We start from the raw sequence: 15,770 nt of genomic DNA, 5'->3' as shown, positions 1-15,770 counted from the left end.
TTCCTCTCGAGCGAACCCCAAGAGACGCGACTAACCCGGCTTCATATCGGACGCTCAGGTCCCGCTCTGGTTCCTATGCGTTTGCATCCAAATCTAGGGAGGGCGGGCCGGCTGCGCTATTGCGCTGTATTCACAGCCGATATTCCAAAAGGGCTTAATCACGTCCTTGCGCGCCGAGCCTGCTTCCATTCGCGGCTCAATCGGATAAAAGGTGACCCCGCCGCCGCGCCGGAGGCCGGCTGCACCTCTCGGAAATTCAATGGAGATGATGGGAATGTCGAGCCGAGCGCTCAGCCTCGCGACGGTACTGCTTCTGATCGGCTTCGGCGCGACCGATGCCGTCTTTGCGCAGGCGACGAACCTCGAGGCCGGCAAAACCCCGTCCCAGCTTTTCGCCCAGACCTGCAATGCGTGCCACAAGAGCCCACGCGGGCTTCTGAAGTCCGTCGCGCCGGGTTCGCTGCCGGGCTTTCTGCGCCAGCACTACACCACGAGCTCGGACATGGCGGGCATTCTCGCCTCCTATCTCGTCTCCAACGGCGCCACCGACACCCGCTACCAGGCCAAGGACGGCAAGAAGGACGGCGCCAAGGAGAAGGACGCGAGCACCAATCCGGAGCCTCAGGGGCGTCGCCCGCGCGCCCAGGACGCCGCCCGGCCGGACGGCGAGGCTGCGCCGGCGGCCGAGGGCGCCCGCCAGAAGCGTGCGGCGCGGCCGGCCGAGGACGGCTCGAAGCCGGAGGAACAGGCTGCGCCCGAGGGACGCAAGGGCAAGCGCCGCGGCAAGCCGGGTCCCGAGGCGACGCCGAAGGTCGACGCCGGCGCGCCAGCCACTGAAGAGAAGAAGAGCGAGCCCAAGCCGGAGATCAAGTCGGAGCCTAAGCCGGAGATCAAGCCGGAGACCAAGCCCGACGCGGCCAAGCCTGACAGCGCCAAGGTCGAACCCCGCGGCAGCGAGACCCCGGCGCTGCGGCCCGATCCGGTCCCGCCGGTAACGCCCGCAGCACCGGCGGCCGCGAAGCCCGCCGAGCCCAAACCGGCGGCTGAAGAGGCAGCTCCCAAGCCTGCCGCGCCGGCTGCGAGCTCTGAACCGGCGGCCAAGCCGCAGGAGCCGGCCCCGCCCGCGACCGCCGCAGCCCCGCCTGCCGCGCCGGCCGAGTCGTCCGGCCCACCAGCGCCACCGATCTCGCGCTAAGCCAGCCCGCTTCGCTCCACATGCCGAGGCCGCGTTCGTCGCGGCCTTTGCCTTGTATTGACCTGTTTAGAGCACTACTCTAGAGTTATACTCCAGGAGGCGTCGATGACGGCGAGCGTGCGAGACGACCTGTTGGCAGCCGGGCTGGCCGTGTTCGACCGCGTCGGCTTCGAAGCTGCGACCGTCGCCGCGATCCGCGCCCGCGCGCGCGCCTCCAACGGCAGCTTCTTTCACGCCTTCGGCTCGAAGAAGGAGCTTGCCGGTGCGCTGTTCCTGGAGGTCTTGCGGCACTATCACGCCGCGGTGCTGGCCGCGCTCGATCCTGTGCCCGATGCGGAGCAGGGCATCGATCGGCTGATCCGGGCACATCTTGACTGGGTCGTGACCAGCCGGCGCGAGGCGCGCTACCTGTTTGAGATTTCGCGCAGCGAGTGGGGCGAGGACGTCCGCGACGCCCAGCGCGCGCAGAATGCGCGCCTTGGCGACGGCATCGAGCGCTGGCGCGCGCCGCTGGTTGCCAACGGCGAGCTCTTGCCGATGACGCCGGCGATGTTCGTCAGCCAGCTCATCGGTCCGGCGCAGATTTTCTGCCGCGCCTTCCTGTCGGGACGCGACCGCGCCGATCCGCGCGTCGAGGCCGACACGCTGATCGCCTGCGCCATCCGTGCGCTACGGCCGCTCGATCGCATCACCAAGCAATAAGGAGAGACTGCATGCGCGCCGAAGCAGATCCGGAATTCGCTCCAATTGCCGAGCACATCCATGCCAATGTCGGCCGGCAGGGCTTCATGAACCTGGTCGGCGCCGAGCTGTCGGAATTGACGCGCGGCACCTGCACGATTGCCGTGGATCGCCGGCCGGAGCTGCTGCAGCAGCACGGCTTCTTCCATGGCGGCGTCACCGCTTTCCTGGTCGACAACGCCACGACGATTGCAGCCGCCACCTCGCGTGGCCAGCCGGCGCTGACCGCGGAATACAAGCTCAACCTGTTGTCGCCCGCGGTCGGCGAGAAGCTGATCTGCCGTGCCCGGGTGATCAAGCCGGGCCGTCAGGTGTCGGTTGTTGCCGCCGACGTGTTCTGCGTCAGCGACGGCGTCGAGAAGCACACGGCAACGGCGCTGGCCTCGATCGCGATGTTGAGCGAGGACGTTGCCGCCAAAACGAAAAGCCCGGCCGCCTGAGGCAGCCGGGCTTTCTTGTTCGTCATTCCGGGATGGCGCGCAAGCGCCAGGCCCGGAATCTCGAGGTTCCGGGTTCGGTCCTGCGGACCGCGCCGGAACGACATGCTTCGCTTACTTCTCTTCCGCGGCCGGTGCCGGCTCGACCTCGTCGTGCTCGGCTTCCGGATCGAAGAATTCGCCGGCGGCGGCGATCGCCTCGGCGGCCGCGTCGCGGTCTTCGTTGCGGGTCGAGATGTCCTCGCCGCGGTTGATGCGCTCGGCCTCGTCCTGGCTGCGCGCAACCGTGACGGTGATCTCGACCTCGACCTCGGGGTGAACGGCAACGATGACCGTGTGCTTGCCGATGGTCTTGATCGGCGCGTCGAGCTGCACCTGCGGACGGTCGAGGTGGACGCCGTCGGCCTCGAACGCCATGACGATGTCGCGCACCGTGACCGAGCCGAACAGCTGGCCGGCTTCGGAAGCCTGGCGGATCACGATGATGTTCTTGTCCTTGATCTTCTCGGCGACCTTGGAGGCTTCGCCCTTGGCCTGGAGGTTGCGGGCCTCGAGCTCGGCCTTCATGCCGTCATACTTGGCACGGTTGTCGGCGGTGGCACGCAGCGCCTTGCCGCGCTTGAGCAGGAAATTGCGGGCGTAGCCGTCGCGAACCTTCACGACTTCGCCCATCTGGCCGAGCTTGTTGACGCGTTCCAGCAAAATGACTTCCATATTCGTTCTCCTTTTGAAGTGCTCTCTTGGGTTTCGATTTTCGGGGTTGAACTCAAGGGGTCGGCAGCGGCGGCGGCTGCCGGCTGCGCAGGAAGCGTTCGCGGAAGCCGAACATGGCATCCGCAAGGCCGAGGATCACCATCGCGATCACGGGCCATCCGAACACGACCACGACGGCGTAGGTCGAGCCGAGCCAGAACGTGCGGCTCTTCAGCGCCAGCGTAAGGGTGTGCAGCACGGCGAAGCCGGTCAGCGCATAGCCCATCATCAGCGCCGCCGCGGTGATCTGGGCGACGATCGCGAGCAGCCCGCCGGTGAAGCAGAAGGCGAGTGCGACGCAGAGCGCCACCAGAGTCATCGGCGGCAGCTCTGCCGTCTTGATGTCCGGCCACGGGCGCCGCAGCCGGCCCGACGTCGCGGTGATCTTGGCGCTGAGCCAGAGGTTGAGGGTCAGCGTCATCATCGCGATGATGGTGGCGCCGGCCGGTGCGATGCGCACCAGCGCGTCGACGAACTGACCGACTTCGCCGGAGCTTTGCGGGTCGGTGGCGCGGAGGAGGCGCATCAGGCCGCGCCGCAGCGTGCCGAGGATGGTGTCGGCATCGGTCCCGAGCGTGAGCAGGGCAGCCATCGTGGTCAGGGCGGCGAAGCCGGCGAGCCACAGCAGGATGCGGCCGACCGGATACCATTCGAGCTCAGGTGCGGCGGCTGGTTCGGCGGCAGCGTTCGGCGCGACAGGTCCCACGGGACGGCTGAGCAGGGCGAGATGGCCGAGCCACCAGGCCGGCAGTGCGACGGTGAGGGCGAATGCGATGCAATAGGGCAGGCCGAACAGGGCACCGAGGCCGATCGCAGCAGCGATACCGCCGAGACTGGCGCAAAGCGGTCCCCAGCCGATCGCGGCGACCATCAAAGGGAGCGGTGCGAGATAGAACAGGACGAGCGAGATCAGCGCGCCCGAAATGATCGAGGCGAACATCAGGGCCGACGCAGCGCCGGCGATCAGGGCTATCAGCACAAATGCAATCATCAGCTGTCCCGCTCCCTTCGAGCGGTTAGAGGCAGTTCGCCCCAACCATCGGCGACCGGACGACCCGGAAGCCTTATGAGATCGAAAAGTTGCGACCGGCGGCTCAGGCCGCCGGCCGAATTGGTCGTCTTAGCGAATGACGTAGGGCAGCAGGCCCAGGAACCGCGCGCGCTTGATGGCGCGGGCGAGCTCACGCTGCTTCTTCGCGGACACCGCCGTGATGCGGCTCGGCACGATCTTGCCGCGCTCGGAGACGTAACGCATCAGGAGCTTGGAGTCCTTGTAGTCGATCTTCGGAGCATTGGCGCCCGTGAACGGGCAGCTCTTGCGACGACGGAAAAACGGACGGCGTGCACCAGCTTCAGCCATTGTTCTTACTCCCCATCCGTCGTGGTTTCAGCTTCTTCGCGCGGACGGCGCGGGCCGCGGTCGCCGCGGAAGCCACCACCGTCGCGATCGCCGCCACGGAAACCGCCCTCGCGGTCGCCACGGAAGCCGCCTTCGCGCTCGCCGCGGAAGCCGCCGCCACGATCGTCACGCTCGCGGTCGCGGTCGGCCTTACGCATCATCGCGGACGGGCCTTCCTCGAGCTCCTCGACGCGGACGCTGAGATAGCGGATCACGTCTTCGCTGATGCGCTCCTGGCGCTCGATCTCGGCGATCGCCGCGGACGGCGCGTCGATGTTGAGCAGCACGAAGTGCGCCTTGCGGTTCTTGTTCATGCGGTAGGTGAGGGAGCGTACGCCCCAATTCTCGGTCTTGGTGACCTTGCCGCCGAGACCCTCGACGATGCCGGTCATCTGCGCAGTCAGCTCTTCGACCTGCTGCGTGCTCGCGTCCTGACGCGCGAGAAAAACATGCTCATAAAGAGCCATGGTGGTCCTTTCCTCATGTTGGCGCATCGCCCGGCGTCAAGCCCTTAAGAGGCCTTCGGAAAGGACTCTGGGATTAAGCTCAGAAGGCGGAAACACGGGACGACGGGCCGACTGGCCCTGCCACACCAAAATCACGAATGATTTGCTGAGACCGTCCGTTCAGCTCCCGGCCGGGGTCTGCGGATGCGCGCCTTATACGGATTTTGGCCGACTTGGCAAGGTTCGAGCGCCGAGCTTTCGGCCGAAACGGCGGTGGTCGGGGCGGCCAATCCACCCTCCCGTACCGGCTTGACGTATTTGTTTGTATGTCATACAAAGAATAAGTCGGGAGGAATTGATGGCGGGTGAATCGATTCAAGCTCCGTTCGAAGCGTCGGCGGGCGATCCGAAGCACGCCGCGCGCGCCACAAGGTCGGCCGGCCGCAAGATGCGCTCGCTGCTGCTGGATGCGGCCAGCCCGCTGTTCCGGGAGCGCGGGCTGTCGGGCACGGCGATCACCGACATCGCGGCCGCGGCGGACGCATTTCCGAGCCAGATCACCTATTACTTCCGCACCAAGGAAGCGCTGTTCGTCGAATGCGCCTGCCGCGAGCTGCTGTATCTGGCGCGTGCGACCGAGCAGGCGGCGCTGAAGGCGCGGACGCCGCGGGACTACACGCATGCGCTGGCGCAGACCGTGACGGCGAGCGATTCCGTCGCTTTCTTCGCCGAGGCGCTGACATTGACGCGGCGCCGCCAGGATCTTGCGCCGCTCGTGGAGCGGACCATCGAGCGCCTGCACGGCGAAGGCGCGCGCGCCTATGCGAGCCAGGTGGCACGGCACGGCTGGCGTTCGCTGCGGGCGCCCGACGAAAGCTCGCGGCGTTTCTGGGCCGTCGCCATCGGCGTCATTCTCGAAGGCTACGCGATGGGCCGCTCGCCCGAGGAGCTCTGCGCCGAGATGCTGCGGGTGCTCGGCGAGCAGGCGAAATCCACCGACACGGCGCGCCTGCGCCTTGTCGAGGAGCGTGACGCAACGACCACGCCGGACGAGGAGGGTTAGGCCATGACCGCGCTACGCATGCGTGCCCGCGACTTCCTGACCGACGACCAACTTGCCGACGTGCGCCGGCGTGTGACCTGGAAAGGCGTTGCGCTGATCGCGCACGCCTGGGCGCTGATCGTTGGCGCGATTGCTTTGGTCGCGTGGTGGCCCAATCCGGTCACCTATGTCCTCGCCGTCGCGATCATCGGCTCGCGCCAGCTGGGCCTCGCGATCCTGATGCATGACGGCGCGCATGGCTGCCTGTCCGCCGACGAGAAGACCAATCTGACCCTGAGCCAGTGGTTGTGTGCCTATCCGCTGTTTGCGGAGACGCGCAGCTACCGGCGTTACCACCTCCAGCACCATGCGCGCACGCAGCAGGAGGACGATCCCGATCTCGTGCTGTCGGCGCCGTTTCCGATCACGAAGCTGAGCTATCGCCGCAAGTTCATGCGCGACATCACCGGACAGACCGGCTACCAGCAGCGCAAGGCGCAGTTGCTCAACGCGCTCGGCGCGAAGCACTGGCCGTGGCGTCAGCGCCTGGCGCATTTCTGGGACAAGCTCGGTCCGCAATGCATCGTCAATGCAGTGATGTTTGCCGCGTGCGCGGCGGTCGGCGTATGGTGGGCCTATCCGCTGTTATGGCTGGTGCCGCTGCTGACCTGGATGATGGTCATCACCCGAATCCGCAACATCGCCGAGCACGCCGTCGTCCCCGACAGCAGCGATCCGTTGCGCAACACCCGCACCACGCATGCCAATTTTCTCGAGCGGCTGTTCATCGCGCCGTACTACGTGAACTATCACCTCGAGCATCATCTGCTGTTCTACGTGCCCTGCTACAATCTGCCGAAGGTGCATCGGCTGCTGAGCGCGAGCCGCTATGCCGGCCGCATGGAGGTGCAGCCGGGCTATGCCGCGGTGCTGCGGCTGGCGACGGCGAAGCCCGATCGGGATGACCGCCGGGGCGAACTGGTGAACAGCGCGCGCCGTGCGCGGGCGGGCGCGAAGGTCGATGCCAACCAGACCGCCGGCGGGTTTTGAGCCTGCGTATCCCCAGTTGAATGCTGGCCGGGGTTCCCATCGCGGCTTGACAGTCCGGCCCCGGACAGTGTCTACGGCCCCCTTTGGAGCGCGATCCGGAACCATGGCCCAAGGCCGCGCGTAATCGGCTGCCGGTTCTCAAGCGGGATCGTGTCCGACAAGCAGGGAGCGCCGATGACGGCAGCATTCACATTTCCGGGGCAGGGGTCCCAGGCGGTCGGCATGGGCAAGGCCCTGGCCGAGGCCTTTCCGGCGGCGCGCGCCGTGTTCGACGAGGTCGATGCTGCGCTTTCCGAGAAGCTGACGGCCATCATCTGGGATGGTCCGGCCGAGACCCTCCAGCTCACCGAAAACGCCCAGCCGGCGCTGATGGCGGTGTCCATCGCCACCCTGCGCGTGCTGGAGGCCGAGGCCGGATTTTCCGTGGGACGAGACGCGGCCTTCGTCGCCGGCCACTCTCTGGGAGAATATTCGGCGCTCGCTGCGGCCGGCAGCCTGACGGTGTCGGATACCGCCCGCCTGCTGCGCACCCGCGGTCTTGCAATGCAAAAGGCCGTCCCGGTCGGTGCCGGCGCAATGGCCGCGCTGCTCGGGCTCGACTACGAGGCCGCCATGGCGGTGGCCAATGAGGCGGCGCAGGGGCAGGTCTGCCAGGCTGCCAACGACAATGGCGGCGGGCAGGTGGTCGTCTCAGGCGACAAGGCCGCGGTCGATCGCGCCGTCGAGATCGCCAAGACCAAGGGTGCCAAGCGCGCGATGCTGCTGCCGGTGTCCGCCCCGTTCCATTGCAAGCTGATGCAGCCCGCCGCCGATGCCATGGCGGAGGCGCTGTCGAAAGTCACGATCAAGGCGCCGGCCGCGCCGCTGGTGTCGAACGTGCTGGCAAGCGCCATCACCGATCCCGACGAGATCCGCCGCCGCCTGGTCGAGCAGGTCACCGGAACGGTGCGCTGGCGCGAGTCGGTCGCCTATATGGCAGGGCAGGGCGTCACCCGATTCTTCGAGATCGGCGCCGGCAAGGTGCTGACCGGTCTCGTCAAGCGCATCGCGGACGGTGCCGTCGGCGTTGCTGTCGGCGGTCCCAATGACATTGCCGCCGCCAAGGACGCCTTAAAGGACGCCTTGGCCGCCGCCAAGCAGGGTTGAGGAGTTATCGATGTTCGATCTGACTGGCAAAAAGGCGCTCGTCACCGGCGCCACCGGCGGCATCGGCGGCGCGATCGCGCAGGCCCTGCATGCGCAGGGCGCGACCGTCGCGATCTCAGGGACGCGCAAGGAAGTGCTGGATGAGCTTGCCGGCAAGCTCGGCGAGCGCGTCTTTGTATTGCCCTGCAATCTCTCCAAGGCCGATGAGGTCGAGGCGCTGGTGCCCGCTGCGGAAGCCGCGATGGGCCAGGTCGACATCCTCATCGCCAATGCCGGCATCACCCGTGACAATCTCTTCGTGCAGCTTCGTGACGAGGATTGGGAGGAGGTCATCAACGTCAATCTGACCGCGACCTTCCGCCTCGCGCGTGCCGCCACCAAGCTGATGATGCGCAAGCGCTTCGGTCGCATCATCGCCATCACCTCGGTGGTCGGCGTCACCGGCAATCCCGGACAGGGTAACTACACCGCCTCGAAGGCGGGCCTGATCGGCATGATCAAGACGCTGGGCGCCGAATACGCCAAGCGCGGCGTGACCGCGAACTGCATCGCGCCGGGCTTCATCAAGACGCCGATGACCGACGCGCTCAACGACAAGCAGCGCGAAACGATTCTGACCAAGGTTCCGGCTGCCCGTCTGGGGACGCCCGAGGACATCGCGGCGGCCGCCGTGTACCTGAGCTCGAACGAAGCAGCCTACGTCACCGGCCAGACCATCCACGTCAACGGCGGCATGGCCATGATCTGAGGCCTTCATTCCGCACTGCCCGCATCGGCGGCGCGGGATGCGGCATACGGCCGTTTCCGGAGCGAAATGAGGCTTGTAGTCAAGGCAATTGAAGTGTGATAACCGGACCTTCAACGGATGGGCAAAGAACGCCATTGCAGGTTTTTGAAACCCTGTATATTGGCGATGCGGAGCCTTGGCCGTCGTTCGCCGGGCCCTGTATCGGTTAGGATGGGGCCAAATCAAAGTTCGTAAGCGAAGGCAAGTAACACGACCACGACGGCTCGTATCGTCCCGGGGGGTCGGGTCTACAGGGAACAACACGAGGTTAAGCAATGAGTGACATTGGCGAGCGGGTTAAGAAGATCGTGGTCGAACACCTTGGTGTTGAACCCGAGAAGGTTGTCGACAACGCGAGCTTCATCGACGACCTCGGCGCCGACAGTCTGGACACCGTCGAGCTGGTGATGGCGTTCGAAGAGGAATTCGGTTGCGAGATTCCGGACGACGCCGCGGAAACGATTCTCACCGTCGGCGATGCCACGAAGTTTCTCGAGAAGAACGCGAAGAGCTAACGCTCTTCATTTTCGCGGGGACAACATTGAAACCGGACGGGCCGCTTCGCAGCGGTCAGCCGGTTTCTTGTTATTGGCCGTGAATCTTTCGATGCGGAGTTTTCGGACATGAGGCGGGTTGTCGTTACTGGTCTCGGCATGGTGTCGCCGCTCGGCTGCGGCGTCGAACCGACCTGGAAACGCATCCTCAACGGCGAAAGCGGCGCGCGCCTGATCGAGAGCTTCGACGTCTCCGATCTTCAGACAAAATACGCCTGCACCGTCGTACGCGGCGACGGCACCAACGGCACCTTCAATCCCGACAAGTGGATGGAGCCGAAGGACCAGCGCAAGGTCGACGACTTCATCATCTTCGGCATGGCCGCGGCCGGCCAAGCGCTCGACGACGCCAACTGGCACCCCGAGTCGGAAGAGGACAAGTGCGCGACCGGAACCATGATCGGATCCGGCATCGGCGGCCTCAGCGGCATCGCCGACACTGCGATTCTCCTGAAGGAGCGCGGACCGCGCCGGGTGTCGCCGTTCTTCATTCCGGGCCGCCTGATCAATCTCGCCTCCGGCTACGTCTCGATCGCACACGGGCTGAAGGGGCCGAACCATTCGGTGGTGACGGCCTGCTCGACCGGCGCGCACGCGGTCGGCGATGCCGCCCGCCTGATCGCGCTGGGTGATGCCGATGTGATGGTCGCAGGCGGCGCCGAGTCGCCGATCAGCCGCATCGGTATCGCCGGCTTCAACGCCGCGCGCGCGCTTTCGACCGGCTTCAATGAGACACCCGCGAGGGCCTCGCGTCCCTACGACAAGGACCGCGACGGCTTCGTGATGGGCGAGGGCGCCGGCGTCCTGGTGCTGGAAGAGCTCGAGCATGCGAGGCGCCGCGGCGCGAAGATCTATGCCGAGGTGATCGGCTACGGTCTGTCGGGGGATGCCTATCACATTACCTCGCCGTCGCCCGACGGCGAGGGCGGTTTCCGCAGCATGGCGGCGGCGCTCAAGCGCGCCGGCCTGACCGCATCCGATCTCGACTACATCAACGCGCACGGCACCTCGACGCCGCTCGGCGACGAGATCGAGCTCGGTGCCGTCGAGCGTCTGCTCGGCAATGCCGCCTCCAAGGTCGCGATGTCCTCGACCAAATCGTCGACCGGTCATCTGCTCGGCGCGGCCGGCGCGATCGAAGCGATCTTCGCCATCCTCGCGATTCGCGATAATGTCGTGCCGCCGACGATCAACCTCGACAATCCGTCGGTGGAGACCGCGATCGACCTCGTGCCGCACATTGCGAAGAAGCGGGAGGTCAATGTCGCCTTGTCGAACTCGTTTGGTTTTGGCGGTACCAATGCGTCGGTGATCGTCCGACGTTTGGCCGATTAGTTTGCGTTTGATACGAATCCACCGTTTTGCCGTAATCGGCGATAGTCATGGAAGTGGGCGTGCATTTGGCCCGGCAAGCGATTGTCGGGCCGCTATTGAACCGGTAGGATTCAGGTTGTTTCTATGAGTGAAAGGCCGCCCATTTCGCCGCGGAGTCCGCGGGCCGCACTCGAGCCCGAGCAGCTCCCGCCGCCGCCGAAGCGATCGGAACGCGCCCGCAATCCCTTCGTGGTGGTCGGCAACGCCATCATCACCCTTCTGCTGATCGCCATGCTCGGCGCCGGCGGCGTCTATTATTACGGCCGGCAGGTGCTCGAGGCGCCCGGGCCGCTGAAGGACGACAAGATCGTCAACATCCCGCAGCGCGCCGGCAAGCGCGATATCGCCGAGACGCTGAACCGGGAAGGCGTGACCGACATCAATCCCTGGGTGTTCATCGCCAGCGTTGCCGCGTTGAAGGCGAGTTCGGACCTCAAGCCGGGTGAATATTCGTTCCAGAAGAACGCTTCGCTCCGCGACGTCATTGCCACCATCGTCGAGGGCAAGGTGGTGCAGCATGCCGTCACGATTCCGGAGGGCCTGACCTCCGAGCAGATCGTGGCGCGACTGTCCGACAACGACATCTTCACCGGCAGCGTGCGCGAGCTGCCGCGCGAAGGCACGCTGCTGCCGGAGACCTACAAGTTCCCGCGCGGCACGCCGCGCGAGCAGGTGGTCCAGCGCATGCAGCAGGCGCACAAGCGCGTGCTCGCCGAGATCTGGGAGCGTCGCAATCAGGACATTCCGGTCAAGACGCCGGAGCAGCTGGTGACGCTGGCTTCGATCGTGGAGAAGGAGACCGGCAAGCCCGACGAGCGCAGCCGCGTCGCCGCTGTGTTCGTCAATCGCCTGAAGCAGCGGATCAAGCTGCAGTCCGATCCGACCATCATCTACGGCCTGGTCGGCGGCAAGGGCACGCTGGGCCGCCCGATCAAGCGCAGCGAGATCACGCAGCCCTCGCCCTACAACACCTATGTGATCGAGGGCCTGCCGCCGGGGCCGATCTCCAACCCCGGCCGCGCCTCGCTGGAGGCCGCCGCCAATCCGGCCCGCACCCGCGACCTCTATTTCGTCGCCGACGGCACCGGCGGGCACGCCTTTACCGAGACCTACGACGCGCACCAGAAGAACGTGGCCAAGCTGCGCGCGATGGAAAAGCAGATCCAGAACGACACGGTCGAGCCGGCCGAGGAAGCATCGCCGCCCGCCGCCGCTGCGCCCGGGGCCGGCGATACGCCGACGGCAACCACGCCGGCGCGGCCCAATCAGCAGAAAAAGCCGCCGGCGGCACGCCCGGCAGCTCCGGCACCGGCGCGGCAGGGCGCGGTGCAGCCGTCGCCGCCGGTGGTCCAGCGCTAGGTCCGTCGCACAGCTGCTGCGGACTTTGCGGATTCCACATTCCTGCAAGATAGTCTTAAGATTCGCGTGGCCTGATGCCGCGCGAATCCCGTGTTTCTGGAGAATCTGACCTGATGGCGCTGTCGTCCATGACCGGCTTTGCGAGATGCCACGGCGCAAGCGGGCCGTACACGTTCGAGTGGGAATTGAAGTCCGTCAACGCCAAGGGCTTTGACCTCAGGGTGCGGCTGCCGCAGGGCTTCGACGAGCTCGAGGCCCACGCCAAGAAGCGCGCCGGCGAGCTTTTGTCGCGCGGCACCGTCTACGCCAATCTCAACGTCAAGCGCGCCAACGCCGCCGCCTCGGTCCGCGTCAACGAGGACGTGCTCAACGCCGTCCTGAAGGCGGCCGCCATGATCGCCGGCAAGGTCGACGCGGTGGCGCCGAGCATCGATGGCCTGCTCGCCATCAAGGGCGTCGTCGAGGTCGCCGAGCCCGAGGGTGACGAGGAGGAGGACAAGGCCGCGCGTGCCGCTGCCGCCGAGGCCTTCGACAAGGCGCTCGACGAGCTCGTCGCGATGCGCAAGCGCGAGGGCACGTCGCTCGGGCAGATCCTGGCGCAGCGCGTGGACGAGATCGAGCAACTGGCGAAGAAGGCCGAAGCTTCGCCCGGTCGCAAGCCGGAGGCGATCAAGGCGAGGCTCGCCGAGCAGATCGCTGCGCTGCTCGACACCTCCGACCGGTTCGATTCCGACCGTCTGATGCAGGAGGCGATCCTGATCGCCACCAAGGCCGACATTCGCGAGGAGCTCGACCGCATCGCATCCCACATCGCCCAGGCGCGCGAGCTGATCGGCAAGGGCGGCCCGATCGGCCGCAAGCTCGACTTCCTGGCGCAGGAGTTTCACCGCGAGGTCAACACCTGCTGCTCGAAGTCGAACGACATCGAGCTGACCAATACGGGACTGGCCATGAAGAACGTGGTCGAGCAGTTCCGCGAGCAGGTCCAGAATCTGGAGTGATCGATGACGACGGGCGATCACGGAACTGACGGTGTCGAGCGGCGCGGCTTGATGTTCGTGCTGTCCTCACCCTCGGGCGCGGGCAAGACCACGCTGTCGCGGATGTTGCTCGACCGAGAGCCCGGCCTGAAGATGTCGGTGTCGGCGACCACGCGCGCGAAGCGACCCGGGGAGATCGAGGGTCGTGATTACTTTTTCGTGGACAAGTCGCGCTTCGAAGCGATGGTAAAGGGCGACGAGTTGCTCGAATGGGCCACCGTGTTCGACAATCTCTACGGCACGCCGCGTGCTCCGGTGGAGGCGGCACTGTCTGCCGGAAAGGATGTGCTGTTCGACATCGACTGGCAGGGCACACAGCAACTGCATCAGAAAGCCAGCTCCGACGTCGTCCGCGTCTTCATCCTGCCGCCCTCAGCGGCCGATCTCGAAAAGCGCCTGCATTCGCGCGCGCAGGATTCCGACGAGGTGATCCGCAAGCGCATGAGCCGCGCCAGCCACGAGATGAGCCACTGGGCCGAGTACGACTACATCGTCATCAACCACGATGTCGATGAGGCCTTCGGCGAGGTGCAGTCGATCCTGAAGGCCGAGCGCCTCAAGCGCGAGCGGCGGATTGGCCTCGTTGGTTTCGTGCGAGGTTTGCAAGGGCAGCTTCAGGGCTAGGCTCTCGCAACCGCGGCCCTTGCTTCGCCAGCCGTTCCAGCATCGCGGTGATCACGTCGACGTCGACGGCATCCTCGGTCTGCACATCTTCATTGCGATCGACCTCGTCGCGCGCAGCGGGCTTCTTGTCCTCGGTCTTCTTGGCCGCGAGCCGGGGCGCGGCTTCGATCGCGAACGCTCCGTGGAAGATGTCGGCCTTGTCGAGCTCTGCGGCCTTGCTGCGGACGGAGGCGGATTGGGCGGCGATCACGGAGATCTCCCTGGTGAATGCTGCGAGCTGCGCGGTCTGCGGTCGTGCTTCGTCGAAGTCGACCGGGCTCGGCTGCGTGCGCGGCGCGACGGCCGGCGTCGCACCGAGCCATGGCGCGCGGCTTCCGTCATGGTTCTGCGGCGTATCGTCCCAATGCCTGCGGCGGTCGGCGGCCCGGACGCGGACGCCTCCGCCGGCGAAGCGGTAGACGAGGCTGGCGAGGATCCCTGCGAGCGCTAGCGCGCCGCCGATCACCAGCAGCAGCATCTGCACCGAGCCGGCCGGCTTGTCGGTCGTGCCGTCCGTTGCGGCGGCCGGGAGCGGAGCCGGGGATTTTGACGGCTTTGCGCTCGGCTGCGCGGCTGCTGCGACCGCGGTCGGCGCGGGCTGCGGCGCTGGAGCGGTGGCCGCCGCTGGGACATCGGGCCACGCCGTGGCGGCGGGAGCTTGCTGCGCGCTGTTGTCAACCTGGTCCGCAGGTTGTTGTGCCGGCGTTGTTGCGGCCGGCGTGATTGCGTTCGGCGCCTTGGCGGCCGCACCACTCCGCGAGCCTACATATTCGGCACGCGCGTTCTGCACGGTCTGTTGCGGCGCTGTTGAATCCGGTGGCGTGTCCGCGGTGGCTTGCGTGGTGGCCTGCGCGGTCTGCACGGCCTTCGCGCTGTCCTTGTCGCCGGCGGCGCGCAAATACCAGCATTGCCGCTTGGTCGTGCGGTCGAGGCGATAGTACCAGTGCTGTCCCTGTGGCGCGGTGCCCTTCGGCGAGGCGAGGCAGTCGGCGGCCGCATTGGCGGTGCTCGATGCGTTCGGCGCGTTCTGCGACACGGCGGCCAGTGGCAGGCCGGCAATAATGCTGCCGACCAGCGCGGATACGAATTTTGCGGTGCGGTTGCCCATCCTGGTCTCCCGGTTACGCATGACGCAACTCTTAACCAGCCCTTTGTCATCAAAGACTTGGGTGGCAATGAGCCGCAAATCCGGAGAGGATGTGGCTTGAATCGGGCCTGCGGGGCGTTCGTTCCGCCGGAAAATCGGGCGTCTTGCCGCCGTTATTGTTTCGCCGAACTCCAGGTTCCGCCGCAGCCGTCGGATCGGCGCCAGGTTCCGGAACCGCCGCGCGCGCCGAGGCGTCCGGAGCTGGTGAAGGTCACGCCGTCGCCTTGACCGACCGTGCTGACCGCGCCGCTCGGGCTGACGGTGCCCGTAACGCCCTGGCCGATGACCTTGCCCGAGGAGACCACGACCGCGCCGGATGTGGTGCCGCCGCAGCCGACGCTGGTCACCACCCAGGCGCCGTCAAAGCCACCGCCGCCGCCACCTCCGCCGCCGCTGCGACGCGACGACGAGCGCGGCTCCTCGGCGGCCGGCTTGCTTCGCCGCGCCGAGGGCGCGGGCTCCGTCGAGCGGTCCGAACGCGAGCCGGACAGCGACTTCTCGTCATTGCCGATCGATCCCCCGGCGCTGCCGGATTGCGCGAAGGCGGCAGGCGAGGCGAGGGCCGCGGTGAGGAGGACGATGAGGGTGGTTGGATGGGAGACGGCATAGAGCATGATCAAAAAATCCAAAATGAAAA

Annotated in this window: 18 protein-coding genes; 12 read left to right on the top strand and 6 right to left on the bottom strand. The window is 66.4% G+C overall.

Annotated elements, in window-relative coordinates:
- The first annotated feature begins 274 nt into the window (after positions 1-274).
- From AC066S_RS15180 to AC066S_RS15170, 3 genes are all read left to right on the top strand, one after another.
- Positions 275-1,195 (top strand): hypothetical protein, encoded by a 921-nt coding sequence (locus AC066S_RS15180; protein WP_478270073.1) that lies wholly within the window; start codon positions 275-277, stop codon positions 1,193-1,195.
- A 105-nt stretch (positions 1,196-1,300) separates the two neighbouring features.
- The gene (locus AC066S_RS15175; RefSeq protein WP_135164348.1) at positions 1,301-1,897 is read left to right on the top strand and encodes a TetR/AcrR family transcriptional regulator; all 597 of its coding nucleotides are present in this window, start codon (positions 1,301-1,303) and stop codon (positions 1,895-1,897) included.
- Positions 1,898-1,908: 11 nt separating this feature from the next.
- A complete protein-coding gene (locus AC066S_RS15170) occupies positions 1,909-2,376 on the top strand; it encodes a PaaI family thioesterase (protein ID WP_126258268.1) in 468 nt (155 codons plus the stop codon).
- Positions 2,377-2,487: 111 nt separating this feature from the next.
- Here the strand turns inward: AC066S_RS15170 and rplI are convergent, their stop codons facing one another.
- From rplI to rpsF, 4 genes are all read right to left on the bottom strand, one after another.
- Positions 2,488-3,087, bottom strand: coding sequence for a 50S ribosomal protein L9 (gene rplI, locus AC066S_RS15165; protein WP_126258269.1), 600 nt, complete (start codon positions 3,085-3,087; stop codon positions 2,488-2,490).
- A gap of 52 nt (positions 3,088-3,139) precedes the next feature.
- Positions 3,140-4,117: a YybS family protein gene (locus tag AC066S_RS15160; protein ID WP_478270072.1), complete on the bottom strand. Its 978-nt coding sequence runs from the start codon at positions 4,115-4,117 to the stop codon at positions 3,140-3,142.
- A 129-nt stretch (positions 4,118-4,246) separates the two neighbouring features.
- The gene (rpsR, locus tag AC066S_RS15155; RefSeq protein WP_007592020.1) at positions 4,247-4,486 is read right to left on the bottom strand and encodes a 30S ribosomal protein S18; all 240 of its coding nucleotides are present in this window, start codon (positions 4,484-4,486) and stop codon (positions 4,247-4,249) included.
- Between the two features lie 5 nt (positions 4,487-4,491).
- Positions 4,492-4,992, bottom strand: a complete 501-nt coding sequence (gene rpsF / locus AC066S_RS15150) for a 30S ribosomal protein S6 (protein WP_126258271.1) — start codon at positions 4,990-4,992, stop codon at positions 4,492-4,494.
- 337 nt (positions 4,993-5,329) lie between these two features.
- Between rpsF and AC066S_RS15145 the strand changes: the two genes are divergently transcribed.
- The 9 genes from AC066S_RS15145 to gmk all read left to right on the top strand — a co-directional run bounded on the left by AC066S_RS15145 (position 5,330) and on the right by gmk (position 13,947).
- A complete protein-coding gene (locus AC066S_RS15145; protein WP_478270071.1) occupies positions 5,330-6,034 on the top strand; it encodes a TetR/AcrR family transcriptional regulator C-terminal domain-containing protein in 705 nt (234 codons plus the stop codon).
- Positions 6,035-6,037: 3 nt separating this feature from the next.
- On the top strand, positions 6,038-7,063 hold the full coding sequence (locus tag AC066S_RS15140) for a fatty acid desaturase family protein (protein ID WP_478270070.1): 1,026 nt from the start codon (positions 6,038-6,040) through the stop codon (positions 7,061-7,063).
- A gap of 174 nt (positions 7,064-7,237) precedes the next feature.
- Positions 7,238-8,209 (top strand): ACP S-malonyltransferase, encoded by a 972-nt coding sequence (gene fabD / locus AC066S_RS15135; protein WP_135169984.1) that lies wholly within the window; start codon positions 7,238-7,240, stop codon positions 8,207-8,209.
- A 10-nt stretch (positions 8,210-8,219) separates the two neighbouring features.
- Positions 8,220-8,957, top strand: a complete 738-nt coding sequence (fabG, locus tag AC066S_RS15130; protein WP_126258275.1) for a 3-oxoacyl-[acyl-carrier-protein] reductase — start codon at positions 8,220-8,222, stop codon at positions 8,955-8,957.
- Between the two features lie 314 nt (positions 8,958-9,271).
- A complete protein-coding gene (locus AC066S_RS15125; protein WP_008551805.1) occupies positions 9,272-9,511 on the top strand; it encodes an acyl carrier protein in 240 nt (79 codons plus the stop codon).
- Positions 9,512-9,619: 108 nt separating this feature from the next.
- Positions 9,620-10,885, top strand: coding sequence for a beta-ketoacyl-ACP synthase II (fabF, locus tag AC066S_RS15120; protein WP_478270069.1), 1,266 nt, complete (start codon positions 9,620-9,622; stop codon positions 10,883-10,885).
- 123 nt (positions 10,886-11,008) lie between these two features.
- Complete coding sequence (mltG, locus tag AC066S_RS15115) at positions 11,009-12,283, top strand: endolytic transglycosylase MltG (protein WP_478270068.1); 1,275 nt, start codon at positions 11,009-11,011, stop codon at positions 12,281-12,283.
- 113 nt (positions 12,284-12,396) lie between these two features.
- Positions 12,397-13,284, top strand: a complete 888-nt coding sequence (locus AC066S_RS15110) for a YicC/YloC family endoribonuclease (protein WP_126258278.1) — start codon at positions 12,397-12,399, stop codon at positions 13,282-13,284.
- A 3-nt stretch (positions 13,285-13,287) separates the two neighbouring features.
- Positions 13,288-13,947: a guanylate kinase gene (gmk, locus tag AC066S_RS15105; RefSeq protein WP_478270067.1), complete on the top strand. Its 660-nt coding sequence runs from the start codon at positions 13,288-13,290 to the stop codon at positions 13,945-13,947.
- On the opposite strand, the gene AC066S_RS15100 is transcribed toward gmk, so the two are convergent.
- A complete protein-coding gene (locus tag AC066S_RS15100; RefSeq protein WP_478270066.1) occupies positions 13,880-15,094 on the bottom strand; it encodes a hypothetical protein in 1,215 nt (404 codons plus the stop codon). The genes gmk and AC066S_RS15100 overlap by 68 nt on opposite strands.
- A gap of 152 nt (positions 15,095-15,246) precedes the next feature.
- A complete protein-coding gene (locus tag AC066S_RS15095) occupies positions 15,247-15,747 on the bottom strand; it encodes a hypothetical protein (protein ID WP_478270065.1) in 501 nt (166 codons plus the stop codon).
- Positions 15,748-15,770: the final 23 nt, after the last annotated feature.

Source organism: Bradyrhizobium sp. CFUWI, assembly GCF_056429085.1.
The sequence above is the reverse complement of the archived record's forward strand: the minus strand, read 5'-3'. Positions and strand labels throughout refer to the sequence as shown.